Below are 12,516 nucleotides of genomic sequence, written 5' to 3'. Positions count from 1 at the left end.
ACTGTCGACGGCACTCTCTGCAACTTTGTCGGAACTATCGAGGAGGCATAACCATGACTGGTGACCGGTACTGGGCTGAACCCTACGTGCAGCACAGTCCCCAGATGCCCAGCGGCCTGGATACGCTTCGCGCTGTCGTGCCGGGGCTGGAGGGCTTCTACGCGACCGTCAGCGGCAACCCGATGGTCTGACACCAGGCGGGCAGGATCGTACCAGCGCGCCGCTGCACCTTGCCGATCGACGCTAGAACACAGGGGATCTGATCCTCCGGGCCTCGACGCCCACAGCGACTCAGAAGGGACGAGTAAATGGGGTACATCACCGTAGGGAATGAAAACAGCACGCCGATCGAGCTCTACTACGAGGATCAGGGCGCAGGTCAGCCCGTCGTCCTCATCCACGGATACCCACTGAACGGTCACAGCTGGGAGCGTCAGACGCGAAATCTCCTAGCCGCCGGATACCGCGTCATCACCTACGACCGTCGGGGCTTCGGCAAATCGTCAAAGGTGAACTCCGGGTATGACTACGACACTTTCGCCGCAGACCTGAACACCGTGCTGGAGACGCTCGACCTTCGCGACGTCGTCCTGGTGGGATTCTCGATGGGTACGGGCGAAGTCGCCCGTTACGTCTCACAATTCGGACATGAAAGGGTCGCTAAGATGGCGTTCCTGGCTCCGCTGGAGCCTTTCCTCGTCGCCCGGGACGACAACCCCGAGGGTGTGCCGCAGGAGGTCTTCGACGGAATCCAGGCAGCGGCAAAAGGTGATCGATACGCCTGGTACACGAATTTCTTCTCGGACTTCTACAATCTTGAGGAGAACCTTGGTAGTCGGATCAGCCAGGAGGCCGTCACAGCGAGCTGGAACGTGGCGACTTCGAGTGCCCCCGTGGCGGCCTATGCGGTCGTTTCCGCTTGGATCGAAGACTTCCGCGCCGACGTCGAAGCGGTCCGCGACAGCGGCAAGCCGGCTCTGATCCTGCAGGGCACAGCCGACAAGATCCTACCCATCGACGCTACCGGCCGCCGCTTTCGACGGGACTTGCCCGAGGCGCAGTATGTGGAGATTGAGGGCGCCCCACACGGGTTGCTCTGGACGCACGCAGATGAGGTTAATTCAGCCCTGCGCTCCTTCCTCGGCTAGATCCGCGACGAGACCGGAAAGCATTCGTCACCGGCTGTTGGCTGCTGAGGTGTGGTTCCTTACCTGCGGCGCATCCCGGAGCAGTATTGGTGGCGTGAAGACCCACAGGCCACTGGCCGGTGGCCTACTGTTACCAGGCCTGTGGCATTTTATGAGAGGCGATCTCCCTGTGCGCGCACTCGTCGTGGACCACACCTCACCCGGTCACTTGTCACTGACGGACGTCCCCGCCCCGCGACCCGCCGCCCACGAGGCGCTCGTGCGGGTCGAGGCGGTCTCGCTGAACTTCGGTGAGGTCCATGAGGCCACCCGTCCGGAGATGCCGGCCGGCACAGTGCTCGGGTGGGACGCGGCCGGCGTGGTCGTCCAGGCGGCCGCCGACGGCTCGGGTCCGGCCGAGGGAGAGAGGGTTGTCACCCTCGGTGAGGCCGGCTGGGCCGAGTTGCGGGCCGTACCCGCCGCCCTGCTCGGCACCGCGCCGAAGGACGCCGATCCCGGCGCGTTGAGTACCGTTCCCGTGGCCGGGCTGAGCGCCCTGCACGTGCTGCGCCGGATGGGACCGCTGCTCGGTCGCCGCGTGATGGTCACCGGTGCCTCCGGCGGCGTCGGCCGCTACGCCGTCCAGTTGGCCGCCCGCGCCGGCGCGCACGTCGTTGCCATCAGCCGAAGCCCCGCCCAGGCGGACGGGCTGCGAGCCCTGGGCGCCCACGAGGTCCACCCCGGGCCGGCCGCCGTGCAACAGCCCGTGGCAGCCGTTCTTGACAACGTCGGCGGACAGCACCTCGTCGACGCCTTCGCCTCCCTGTCGGCCGGCGGCAGCCTTGTCAGCGTAGGCCGCTCCTCCGAGGCCGACGCGGTGCTGTCACCGGATGCCCTGCTGGGCAACGAAGGACGGCACGACCGGTCGATCCGCACCTTCTTCCTCCTCGGCGACCCCACCACCGACTTCTCTGCGGATCTGACCTGGCTGGCCGGAGAGATCGCCGTAGGCCGCCTCGATCCGGGCATCAACTGGCGCGGCCCCTGGACTCGCCACTCCGAGGCGGTCAAGGTTCTGCTCGACCGTCGCCTCCACGGCAAAGCCGTCCTCGATCTCAAGTAACCGGCTGGTTTGACGCCGTCACGACCTCCGTCGGTACCGTACGACGCTGATAGAGGCTGAAGACAGGCTGCGACCGACGGGCGAATGATGGTGCCGGCACGAGACGGGCACGGATCTGGCGGAGCATGCCGCAAAGGAGCGTGACACCAGGCGTCTGTTCGTGACACCCCCTGCTCAGGTAGGTCGTTGGCTCGTCCCGAGGTAGGCGGCGAAGCCGATCAGGCAGACACCGGTGACTCGCGCCACCAGGCGGTCGATGCGGGCGGAGATCACGATGCGCCGCAGCTGGGAACCCAGGACGGCGTAGACCAGAGCGACGAGGGTCTCCACCACGAGGTAACCAGCGCCGACCAGCAGCAGGCCGCCGACGATCGATCCGGGTCCCGAGACGAACTGGGGCAGCAGGGCGGTGAACAGCAGCACGGCCTTCGGATTGCCGGCGGCGACAAGGAACTCCTCGCGACTGAATGCCAGGCCCCCGGTATCGGGTCTGTGTCGACCGGGCTGGTCGACTCGGCTGGGCCGGCAAGGTTCTCCTTTGAGAGGGAGAGGTCGGCATGGTCCGTTGGGCTCGGGTAGGGGGAGCGGTTGAGGGTGCAGTTGATGTACGTCGCGCGCAGCCCCGTGAAGGCGGGCTTCTCGGTCACGGATGCGGTCAGGGAGTCCTTCTGATGGGTGTTCCGGTTAGTGGCCTGCGGCCAGCCGGGTCAGGACGTCGCGGGGTAGCGGTTGTCGGCTCGTTCGACGGTGGGGTGTGTCATCTGCGGCTCCGGGGGGAGAGCCGCGCGTTGGGCAGTGCGGGCGCGGGCAGGCGTTGTGGCGTGCCGGTGTAGCCGTCGATGCGGCCGAACTGGTCGGACTCGCTCTCCCATGCCTCGCGGAAGGCCACGATCTCGTCGTGACCGCGGGCCACGAAGTTCCACCACATCACGATGTCCTCGTCGAACGGGGCGCCTCCGAGGAGCAGCACCCGGGCCGACTGCCCGCCGGGGTTGGCCAGCTCCAGGCTCGCAGCGCCGGGCGCGAGGTAGCCGAGGTCGGCCCGGGCCAGGCCGGTGCCGGCGAGCACGACCGTCCCGGTGTCGACGAGGACGCCGTGTTCGTGGGTGGGGTCGACGGCGAGTGTGATGCGGGCCCGCGGATCGAGGACGATCTCGGCGCCGAGCAGCGGGGTGAAGGTCGGCACGGGGGAGGTCTCGTCCGCGAGGCTGCCCAGGAACACTCGCGAGGTGGCGCCGCCGATGTCGATCGAGGGCGGCGTGTGGTGGTGGAAGGCGCGTGCTGTGTGGCGGTGCGTGTCGGGCAGGGCGACCCACAGCTGCACGCCGTGCAGGGTCGTGGCGCCCGCGGTGGAGACCTCGGAGTGGCAGATGCCGTGCCCGCCGGTCATCAGGTTCAGCTCGCCGGGCCGTACGATCGCGTGCGTGCCGAGGCTGTCGCGGTGCTCGACCTCCCCGGTGAAGAGCCAGGTCGCGGTCTGCAGGCCGGTGTGCGGGTGCGGGGGCACGTCCATACCTCCGCTGCGGTCGATGGGGGTAGGTCCGTAGTGGTCGGCGAAGCACCATGCGCCGATCAGCGATCGCTTGCGCTGAGGCAGCGTGCGCCGGACCGTCATCGCCCGAGGACCACCGAGCGGCACCTCCCGTGCGGACAGGACCTCGACCCCGCCGGTGCCGGGCGCGCCGCCAGGGCAGGTGAGTTCGACCGGGACCGTTTCGGTGTTGCTCATGTGATGGTCTCGACGGTGACTTCGCCGGACCCGGCCGAGCGGGCTCGCGCGACGACACGGCCGCGCGGGGACCCGGGGAAACGCTCGAGCATGGCGCGGACCTCTTCTGCGTCGACATCCGCACCGAACAGTTCGGCGCCGGGCTCGAAGCGGACGCCTTCGGCGAGGGGACCTGCGATGACGGGGTCGAAGCCGAGCGCGTCGACGAGCTGGGCGACGGCGGTGACGTCGGCGGCATCATCGCCTGCGATGGCGAGCGCCTTGCGTCCGGGCGTTGCGGCTGGGCGGGCTTCGGCCTCGAGATCGTGGTAGCCCATGTGGTTGAACGCCTTGACCACACGTGCTTCGGGCAGGAAGGCCTGCACGGTCTCGCTGGAGGAGGTGCGCGGGTCCGTGAGGTCGTCGCGGATGCCGTCGGTCTCCCACCAGTAGTTCATGGCGTCGATGACGAGCTTGCCGCGCAGCGCGTCGGCGGGGATGGTGCGGTGCTTGCCGAGGGGGAGGGCGAGGATGACGAAGTCGGCCTGCTCGGCCGCCTCGGCGGCGGTCGTGGCGGTCGCGCCGGGCGTGACGACCTCGATGATGAGCGCGATCTTCGCTGGGTCGCCCGAGCCGGCGACGAGCACGCGGTAGCCGGCGGCGATGGCGAGCCGGGCGAGCACGGTGCCGACCTTGCCGGCCCCCAGGATCGCGATGGTGGTGTTCATGTCGTCTCGGCGAGGATGTCGCGGACCATGGGGATGACCTTGGTGCCGTAGAGCTCGACGGCCCGCAGGCGGGCGCTCATCGGCTGGGAGCCGCTGGTGTAGACCAGGTCGAACCGGCCAACGCCGAGTGTGCGCACGGAATTGGCGATCTTGCGGGCGACGGTCTCCGGGGAGCCGACATACAGCGAGCCGTGCTCGAGATCGGCGTCGTACTCCTCGCGGCGCAGTGGTGGCCAGCCGCGCTGGGCGCCGATGCGGTCGCGGATGACCTTGTAGCGGGGGTAGTGGAGCTGTTTGGCCTGCTCGTCGGTGTCGGCGACGAAGCCGGGTGAGTGCATGCCGACCGGCCGCGCGGGCGTGGCGAGCCGGTCGGTGGCGCGGCGGTAGAGCTCGATGAGCGGGGTGAACCGCTCGGGCGGGCCGCCGATGATGGCGAGCATGAGCGGCAGGCCGTAGCGGGCGGTGCGGATGATCGACTGTGGTGAACCGCCGACGCCGACCCAGGTCGTCAGGCGTCCGGAGTCGGTCTTGGGGTACACATCGGCGTGCTCGAGCGGGGCGCGCACGGTGCCGGTCCACGTGACCGGCTTCTCGTCGAGGAGCTGGACGAACAGCTCGAGCTTCTCCTCAAAGAGCACCTCGTAGTCGGCGAGGTCGTAGCCGAACAGGGGGAACGACTCGGTGAACGAACCGCGCCCGAGGATCACCTCGGCGCGGCCCGACGAGATCGCGTCGAGGGTGGAGAAACGCTGGAAGACGCGCACGGGGTCGTCGGAGCTGAGCACGGTGACGCCAGAGCCGAGGCGGATGCGGGAGGTGCGGGCGGCGATACCGGCGAGCACGGTCTCGGGTGTGGAGATCGCGTACTCGGGCCGGTGGTGCTCGCCGAGAGAGATGGCGTCGACGCCGAGTTCGTCGGCGAGGGTCGCCTCGGTGACGACCTGGCGGATCGCCTCGGCGTGGGAGACGGGGGCGCCGGAGTCGTCTTCGGGCACGTCACCGAAGGTGCCGAGGCCGAGCACGAGGTCGCTCATCGGGTTGCTCCTGGATGTCCATCGCACTTGAGTCTTCAAGTGTCGCCAAGAATATGACACGTCAACAAAATGTGGCGGGGTCGGCGTTGCGCTGCGCCGGCCCCGCCGCTGTGCCGGTCGACCACGTTGCTACGCGCGGGTGCCGGTGGTGGGGGTGGGAGTGTTGAGCAGCTGCGTCTCCCAGGCGAATGCGACCCCGGTAGCGCCTTGGTGCTGTGTTCACATCTAGTACCGACGCAGGCCGGACGGCCATCGTCGCCGCCGCTCCCGCACACGTCGCCGCCGTCCGGCGGCACTTCATCGGCGCGCTCACCGACGCCGAGCTCGATGTCATCGGACCTGCGCTCGAACGGGTCCTCGACCGGCTCCCCGACAACGACGGATGACACCGCCTCCTCGATCTCCTGGACGGGGTCGTGTCCGACCGGCTGGACTCCCGGCGAGCTCCGCACCTGGTCGTGTAACTGTCGGGTGGCTCATGGCACTTCCTCGATCGAACTTCCCCGGCTCGACCGTGGTCGCGGACGAGCCGACCTGCCGGGAGTCTCGGCAGTACGGCCGCGCGGAGGGATCACGCGATCGAGTGTCGGGCGCCGCGGCCTTCACCGAATCGGCCGGTCAACCGGTCGCCCGTGATGGGCAGATCGGGCTATAGCCTCGAAACGGCCGCACCATCGCGGCCTGGCGGGACGTTCTGGGGTGGGACATGGAGCTGTTCGGGCGGCGCGCCGAGACCGCGGCCTTGGATCGGCTGCTGGATCGGGCGGCAGATGGCGCGGGCGGCGGGCTCGTGGTGTGGGGTGAGCCGGGTATCGGCAAGACCGCCTTGCTCGACTACGCCGTCGCGGCGGCGTCCGACGCCACGGTGCTGCGGTGCCGGGGCACCCGGATGGAAGCAGGGCTCGCGTTCGCGGCGCTGCACGAGCTGCTGTGGCCGGTGATGGATCGGCTGGAGACGCTCGCCGCCCCGCAGGCTGCGGCGTTGCGCGGTGCGCTGGGGATGAGCCGGGACACGACCAGCCCGTTCCTCATCGGTGCGGCCGTGCTGTCACTGGTCGCCGGTCTGGCCCGGGAACGTCCGGTGCTCGTCGTGGTGGACGACGCCCAGTGGGTCGACGAGGCGACCGCGCACTGCCTGGGCTTCCTCGCGCGACGAGTGGCGACGGACCCGGTCGTGGTGCTGTTGAGCGGGCATGAGGATCCCGCCTCGGGGCCGTGGGAGGGGTTCCCGGCGATGGAGGTCGTGGGCCTGGCCGACGACGACGCACGCCGGCTGGTCGACGCCGTCGTGCCGGACGCCGACGAGGCGCTGGTCGACCACACGATCCGGGCGGCAGGGGGCAACCCGTTGGCGCTACACGAGCTGCCCACCCTCGATCGCGAGACCGACGGCGAGGCGCCTCTCCTGCCGTCCGGGGGACCGGTGCCGGTCGGGCCACGGTTGCGGCGGGCGTTCTGCGCGCGGGTCGAAGCCCTGGAGCCGTCGGCCCGGGCGCTGCTGCTGCTGGCCGCCGCCGAGGACCGGGGCGACCGGCACGTCGTGCACCGCGCCGGGTCCGGATGGGGCGTGGACACGTCCACCTGGGAGGAGGTCCTGCGCTCCGGTCTGATCCGCGCCTCGGGGGCCCGGCTGGAGTTCCGGCACCCGTTGATCCGGGCGGCGGTCTACGACGGCGCCCCCTTCCTGGAGAGGCAGGCCGCGCACCGGGCGCTGGCCGCCGCCCTGCCGATGGACGCCACCGCGGAACGGGCCTGGCACCTGGCGGCGGCCGCCGAGGGGCCGGACGAGGACGTCGCCACCCTGCTGGAGCAGGCCGCCGAGCAGTGCCTGCAACGCAGTGCGGGGCCCATCGCGGCGCGCACGCTGCGTCGGGCCGCGGAGCTCTCGCCGACGCCGGCCGCGGCTGCGCGCCGGCTGGCCGCGGCCGCCCGCGCCGCGTGGGCCGCCGGCAACGCCAAGGCCGCGCGGCAACTACTCGAGGACGCCGAGCGCCTGTGCGGTGAGCCTCCCGTCGCGCGGATGAGCGGCGGATTGCGTGGGATCCTCGAGTTCGCCTACGGCATGCCCGAGCGGGCCCACCGTTACCTGGTCTGCGACATGGCCGTGGTCCCCGAGACTCCCCGCACGGTGGAGCTGGGAACGGTGGCGGTCCGCGCCGCGTGGTCGGCCGGTCGGCCCGACCTCCAGCAGGAGGCGCTGCAGCAGGTGCGGGCCGTGAACACCGACGGGGACCCCGCCCTGTCGGAGCTGTTGCCCGTGCTGCGGAACTGGTGGTCCTGCTATGACCAGACCGGTGAGGTCACCCCGATCCCCCTGGACATGGCCAGCGGCACGGTCGGCCGGCTCGGTACGGCCGCGTGGGAGCTGCTCCCGCCCGTGCCGTTGGTCCAGGCCTGGGGCATCGAGGGCGGGCTGCTCGATGTGCTGCGTGTGCAGGCCGCACAGCTGCGGCGTCGGCACGAGCTCGCCGCACTGGCAGTGGTGCTCTCTCAGACCGCGGTCCTCGACCTCGGCGCGGGCCGGTGGGGTGCCGCCGAGGCCGCGGCGACCGAGGGGCTGCAGCTGGCGGAGGAGGTCGGGGCGGATCACGTGGCGACGCAGTGCCACGCGTCCCTCGGGTCGTTGGCCGCCGCCCGGGGCGACAGCCGCGCCGTCGCCGAGCACACCACCCGGATCCTGCAGGTCTCGGTTCCGCGTGGGGTACGAGCGCTCAGCGCAGCGGCTTACTGGCACCGTGGACGGGCGGCGCTGTTCGACGGTCGTCCCCAGGAGTCGCTGAGTGACCTGCTGTGTCTCGCCGAGCCCGGCCACGAGGCCGCTCACCCCACCTGCGCGCTGTTCGCCGCTGTGGACACCGTCGAGGCGGCGGTGCAGGTCGGGAACACTGACGTCGTCGAGGCTCAGGTCGCCATGGTGGAGGAGTGGGCGCAGCGTACGGGCGCGACCTGGGCCCGCACGGCCGGCCACCGTCTCCGCGCCCTCGTCCAGGGCAGGTCGGCGGCCGAGGCCTCGTTCCGAGCCGCTCTGGACGTCGTGGGGGCGGCGGGTAATCCGTTCGAGTACGCCCGCACCCGGCTGCTGTACGGGGAGTGGTTGCGGCGGGCGCGCCGCCGGGCCGATGCCCGGCTCCAACTCGCCGGGGCCGCCGAGGTCTTCGACCGTCTGGGGGCGGAACCGCTGCGAGCGCGGGCGCTACGCGAGCAAGCCCTGACCGAACGACCGACCGCCCCCCACGTACCCGGTTCTCCAACGGCAGCCGGGCTGACTGCGCAGGAGCTGCGGGTCGCGCGGCTGGCCGCGGACCGTCTGACCAACCGGGAGATCGCGGCGAAACTGTTGATCAGTCCTCGAACAGTCGGCCACCACCTCGCCAATGTCTACCCCAAGCTGGGCATCACCTCCCGCGCCGACCTGGCCCGGATCGACTTCGCGGGGGGCCTACGGTTCAGCACGGCCGGTGACTGACCCGGCGGTGTGCCGATGATCGATTGCACACCTGCGAGGCCTGGACATGACCTCGTTCCTCGTCCTCGTCGGGGCGAACTCATCATCACGGAGACGTCCACATCCGGAAAGAGGGAGGACAGCTGCGCGGTGACGTCCTCGGAGCGGTTCCCACGGACCGCGGCCGCCATCCGGCTCACGACCGCGCGTGCGGCCCGATCGCCCTCCTGCAGGCTCCTGAACTGGATGTCGTTCTGCTCGCCCATGCCGGCGACGAAGTCGAGACCCGACGCGGTGGGGGAGCAAACGACGCACTGATCAGAACACCGGAGACACGGTGAGCGTCCACTGCGGCGCTCGCCAGCGCATGGGGACCCCCGCCGGACCAACCGAAACCGCAGTAGCCGGCGATACCCAAGTGATCGATCAGGCGAGCACAGTCCGCCGCCGTCTCGGCCACGGTCCGGCTCGGGACGGGGGTGGACCGGCCGTAGCCCGACCGGGAGTCGTCCCAGCAGCATGCGTTGGCCTAATCAGTCGTAGCGGATCGCCGGTGCTGGAAATCACTCCTCGTACCCGGGCCCTCAGGCATCCTTGTTTCCTTGAGGTGCAGGGGTTCGGTGCCACCGGAAGGGGTTGTCTTCCAGCGCGGGGCGGTCCCAGTGTCCGCGGTTCGCGGCGGCTTCATAGGTGGTGTGGAGGAACTCGGTGACCGCGCGGTCGGGGTCGGGTGCGGCGCGGGCGGCCTCGTAGGGCAGCAGGAACTGCTGGAACTCGGTGCTGAAGTAGGCCCCTTCGGGGCCGATCGGCTGATCGGCGAACCCATCGGGTTGGGGGTAGGCGTAGGAGTAGAAGGCGCCTTCTTCACCACCGCCGGGCCAGAACCCGCAGCTGGACAGTTCCCGGGAGTAGCCCTCGACCATGACCCAGTCCCCGCAGTTGGGTGCTCCACCGGGGTGCGGCGGAGCTGCCCGCCCGGAGAAGCGGGTGCAGGCGAGGTCCATCCCTCCCCAGAAGAAGTGCACCGGACTGACCTTGCCGACGAAGTGCGACCGGAACTCGCCGATCACCCGGTTCGCCTGCAACAGCTGTCGCCAGAACAGGGCGGCCGCCTCGCCGTCGTAGGAGGCGTGGACGTGGTCTTCGGCGAAGGGGATCGCCGGCTCGACCTCGTTGGGGTGCGGCCGGATCGGTGCCTCGATCCTGAGCTGGTCGAGCATGTCCAGGATCCGGGTGTAGAACTCGGCGACCGGCATCGGCCGGAGCGGGAGGCTCCGGGTGCCGCTGTCGCTGCTGCGGACCTCGAGCTGGTGGCCGACGAAGTCGAACTCGATCTCGAAGGCGCCTGTGCGGTGCGGGATGGCCGACGTCGTCAACCCGCGTGGGCTGACGTACAGGGTCACCTGCCACCAGTGGTTGAGCATCGGAGCGTGGGCCATGCGGATCTTGCCCACGATCTGGGTCCACATGTGCAGCGTGTCGCGGGTGGGGGTCCAGTCCGAGACCCGCAGGCTCGGCCAGCTCGTCGTGGCGGGGGTGGTCATCGGTCATCACGTCCTTCGCGGCGCCACGAGAGGGTGGCGGTCGTGGTGTTCATGTCCCGCGGACGGGCTCCTCCGGTCATCGGTGAACTGCGCGTCCTCGTGCGACAACGCTGGGCGGCTGCACGGGGCGGTGCCCGACAACGACCCGCGGCGGGACCAATGTCAGTCCCCTGCGCACCGGGGCGTCGGTGATGTAGATGCCGATCACGAGTGAGCGGACCAGACCTCGTCGTCGGGACGGGGCCCCGACCTCGACGTCGATCCAGACGAAGGAACCGTCTTCTCCTCGAGCACGGCGCCGCGTGCGGGCTGGCTCACGTGTCGAGCGTAGGGCGCTGCGGACCCCGCCAGATCGGTCGGTCGATCTGTCGTCCATCGTGATCGATGAGGGGCGATGCTCGGGCGGCGGACGGTACGGGTCCGGACTCGTGGTGTGGGGTGAGCCGGGTATCGGAACGTACTCGGCGATGGGTATGCCCGCGACAGCGCGACGATCGATCGATGCGCCAATGGCCGCCCGCCACGACTCCGGCCAGGTCGACGACTCCCTTCGAGCGGGTAGCCGATGAGCACGGCGCCGCGCATCACGCTGTCGGGGGTGTGCGCCCGGCCCGCTCGAGGACGGTCACTCTGAGCCCGCGGCCGGCAAGCGCTTGTGAGGTGGCGAGGCGGCGAGTGATCCGCCGACGATGATCGCGTGGAGCGGAGGGCTCATGCGAGCGGGACCACCCGGAGGGTCGCTTCGCGTGCGGGGGAGCAGGTCATCTGGCGCGGTGTGCTCGCTCGCGAAGCCAGACGAACACGAGTACGGCCACGTTCACGACGGCCAGAACGATTAGCGTGGGACCGCCACCCGCGCCTTCACGGCGATCGACAACAAGAGCGCCGCCCCCGGCCATGAGCACGTTCACGGTCGTCGTGACCAGGTTGTTCGCGATGTGGAACCCCGTCGCGGCCTCAAGGCCGCGAGTGATCAATCCCATGAGCGCCGTGCAGACTGAGAGGAACACGTAGTAGCTGATGAGCCAGGGATCTCCGGCCCCATGCAGGGCGGCGAATGAGAGGCTCGAGACAACGAGCCCGGCGATGAACGCCGGTCGCACTGCACTGAACCACGAACCAGCGGCCGGGAGTGCCATGCCCCGGAACATGATCTCCTCGCCGGCCGACTGGAGCGGAGTGGTGAGAAACACGACCACCAGCATCGCCACGGTGGTGCCGCTGACACCGAATCCGACCCACCCCGGAGCGTCGGGTGCCACGACCGCCACGACAGCGGTACCTGCGCCGACGAGCACGGCGGAGCCCGCGAAATAGGTCACGAGACGCCGCTGATCGAAGCGCCGAGGCGAGCTGAAGACGCGGCGCCACGGCACCCTCGCGAACGAGGAGAAGAGTGCCAGGACAAGCAACGCCGTCAGGACAGTGCTGATGTTGGCCGCCAAGAGCTTGAGCGGAGTGAGCGTCGACTCGAGGGGATCATCGTCGCCGCCGACGAGGCCGGCCAGCAGATAGAGCCCTAGCTGAAGTACGAGCAGCATCACCGGGATCGCGACGATGACGATCAGCGACTTCCACCACGCCAGCCGAATGTGCGTACCGAAGGGACGCGTGTCATCCAGCGCCCGTGCCGTTGTTCCAGGGTCAACGGCGTCCGGTGCGCTGGGGTTGGTCTGCGAGTTCATGAGGAGCCTCAATCCCTTTCCTGATTATCGGCTCGTGACGTATCGGACTCGGCATCCGGCCACGGATGAAGGGGCAGAAGGGAAGAACCCTGAGCCCTCGTTCCCCGGCGGCATCGCCGGAC

The 12,516-nt window shown here is 69.8% G+C and carries 11 protein-coding genes; 5 read left to right on the top strand and 6 right to left on the bottom strand.

What is annotated here, in order from left to right:
- Positions 1-53 precede the first annotated feature (53 nt).
- The 3 genes from ACQEV1_RS42235 to ACQEV1_RS42225 all read left to right on the top strand — a co-directional run bounded on the left by ACQEV1_RS42235 (position 54) and on the right by ACQEV1_RS42225 (position 2,250).
- Positions 54-191 (top strand): hypothetical protein, encoded by a 138-nt coding sequence (locus ACQEV1_RS42235; protein WP_433402247.1) that lies wholly within the window; start codon positions 54-56, stop codon positions 189-191.
- A gap of 117 nt (positions 192-308) precedes the next feature.
- Positions 309-1,148, top strand: coding sequence for an alpha/beta fold hydrolase (locus ACQEV1_RS42230; RefSeq protein WP_433402245.1), 840 nt, complete (start codon positions 309-311; stop codon positions 1,146-1,148).
- 169 nt (positions 1,149-1,317) lie between these two features.
- A complete protein-coding gene (locus ACQEV1_RS42225) occupies positions 1,318-2,250 on the top strand; it encodes a zinc-binding dehydrogenase (protein ID WP_433402243.1) in 933 nt (310 codons plus the stop codon).
- Between the two features lie 174 nt (positions 2,251-2,424).
- Here the strand turns inward: ACQEV1_RS42225 and ACQEV1_RS42220 are convergent, their stop codons facing one another.
- From ACQEV1_RS42220 to ACQEV1_RS42205, 4 genes are all read right to left on the bottom strand, one after another.
- A complete protein-coding gene (locus tag ACQEV1_RS42220; protein ID WP_433406074.1) occupies positions 2,425-2,724 on the bottom strand; it encodes a LysE family translocator in 300 nt (99 codons plus the stop codon).
- 283 nt (positions 2,725-3,007) lie between these two features.
- The gene (locus ACQEV1_RS42215; protein ID WP_433402241.1) at positions 3,008-3,979 is read right to left on the bottom strand and encodes a pirin family protein; all 972 of its coding nucleotides are present in this window, start codon (positions 3,977-3,979) and stop codon (positions 3,008-3,010) included.
- Positions 3,976-4,686, bottom strand: coding sequence for an NADPH-dependent F420 reductase (locus ACQEV1_RS42210; protein WP_433402239.1), 711 nt, complete (start codon positions 4,684-4,686; stop codon positions 3,976-3,978). Before ACQEV1_RS42210 ends, ACQEV1_RS42215 begins: the two co-directional genes overlap by 4 nt.
- Positions 4,683-5,720, bottom strand: coding sequence for an LLM class flavin-dependent oxidoreductase (locus ACQEV1_RS42205; protein ID WP_433402237.1), 1,038 nt, complete (start codon positions 5,718-5,720; stop codon positions 4,683-4,685). Before ACQEV1_RS42205 ends, ACQEV1_RS42210 begins: the two co-directional genes overlap by 4 nt.
- Before the next feature lie 215 nt (positions 5,721-5,935).
- On the opposite strand from ACQEV1_RS42205, the gene ACQEV1_RS42200 reads away from it, so the two are divergent.
- Positions 5,936-6,106 carry a hypothetical protein gene (locus ACQEV1_RS42200; RefSeq protein WP_433402235.1) on the top strand — a complete coding sequence of 57 codons (171 nt, stop codon included), beginning with the start codon at positions 5,936-5,938 and terminating at the stop codon, positions 6,104-6,106.
- Positions 6,107-6,426: 320 nt separating this feature from the next.
- Entirely contained in the window at positions 6,427-9,186 is a 2,760-nt protein-coding gene (locus ACQEV1_RS42195) for a helix-turn-helix transcriptional regulator (protein WP_433402234.1), read from the top strand.
- A gap of 563 nt (positions 9,187-9,749) precedes the next feature.
- Here ACQEV1_RS42195 and ACQEV1_RS42190 read toward each other — a convergent pair.
- Positions 9,750-10,709 (bottom strand): DUF5996 family protein, encoded by a 960-nt coding sequence (locus ACQEV1_RS42190; RefSeq protein ID WP_433402232.1) that lies wholly within the window; start codon positions 10,707-10,709, stop codon positions 9,750-9,752.
- Positions 10,710-11,470: 761 nt separating this feature from the next.
- Complete coding sequence (locus ACQEV1_RS42185) at positions 11,471-12,394, bottom strand: lysostaphin resistance A-like protein (protein ID WP_433402230.1); 924 nt, start codon at positions 12,392-12,394, stop codon at positions 11,471-11,473.
- Between the last annotated feature and the right edge of the window lie 122 nt (positions 12,395-12,516).

This window comes from Actinoallomurus sp. CA-142502 (genome assembly GCF_050936355.1).
Lineage (GTDB): Bacteria > Actinomycetota > Actinomycetes > Streptosporangiales > Streptosporangiaceae > Actinoallomurus > Actinoallomurus iriomotensis.
This window is presented reverse-complemented; position numbering and strand designations above follow the sequence as displayed.

What these genes read in the sequence shown, in the direction of transcription:
- ACQEV1_RS42210 (WP_433402239.1), bottom strand. Translation starts at nt 4,686, where the DNA reads ATGAACACCACCATCGCGATCCTGGGGGCCGGCAAGGTCGGCACCGTG.
- ACQEV1_RS42185 (WP_433402230.1), bottom strand. Translation starts at nt 12,394, where the DNA reads ATGAACTCGCAGACCAACCCCAGCGCACCGGACGCCGTTGACCCTGGA.
- ACQEV1_RS42235 (WP_433402247.1), top strand. Translation starts at nt 54, where the DNA reads ATGACTGGTGACCGGTACTGGGCTGAACCCTACGTGCAGCACAGTCCC.
- ACQEV1_RS42195 (WP_433402234.1), top strand. Translation starts at nt 6,427, where the DNA reads ATGGAGCTGTTCGGGCGGCGCGCCGAGACCGCGGCCTTGGATCGGCTG.
- ACQEV1_RS42205 (WP_433402237.1), bottom strand. Translation starts at nt 5,720, where the DNA reads ATGAGCGACCTCGTGCTCGGCCTCGGCACCTTCGGTGACGTGCCCGAA.
- ACQEV1_RS42230 (WP_433402245.1), top strand. Translation starts at nt 309, where the DNA reads ATGGGGTACATCACCGTAGGGAATGAAAACAGCACGCCGATCGAGCTC.
- ACQEV1_RS42190 (WP_433402232.1), bottom strand. Translation starts at nt 10,709, where the DNA reads ATGACCACCCCCGCCACGACGAGCTGGCCGAGCCTGCGGGTCTCGGAC.
- ACQEV1_RS42215 (WP_433402241.1), bottom strand. Translation starts at nt 3,979, where the DNA reads ATGAGCAACACCGAAACGGTCCCGGTCGAACTCACCTGCCCTGGCGGC.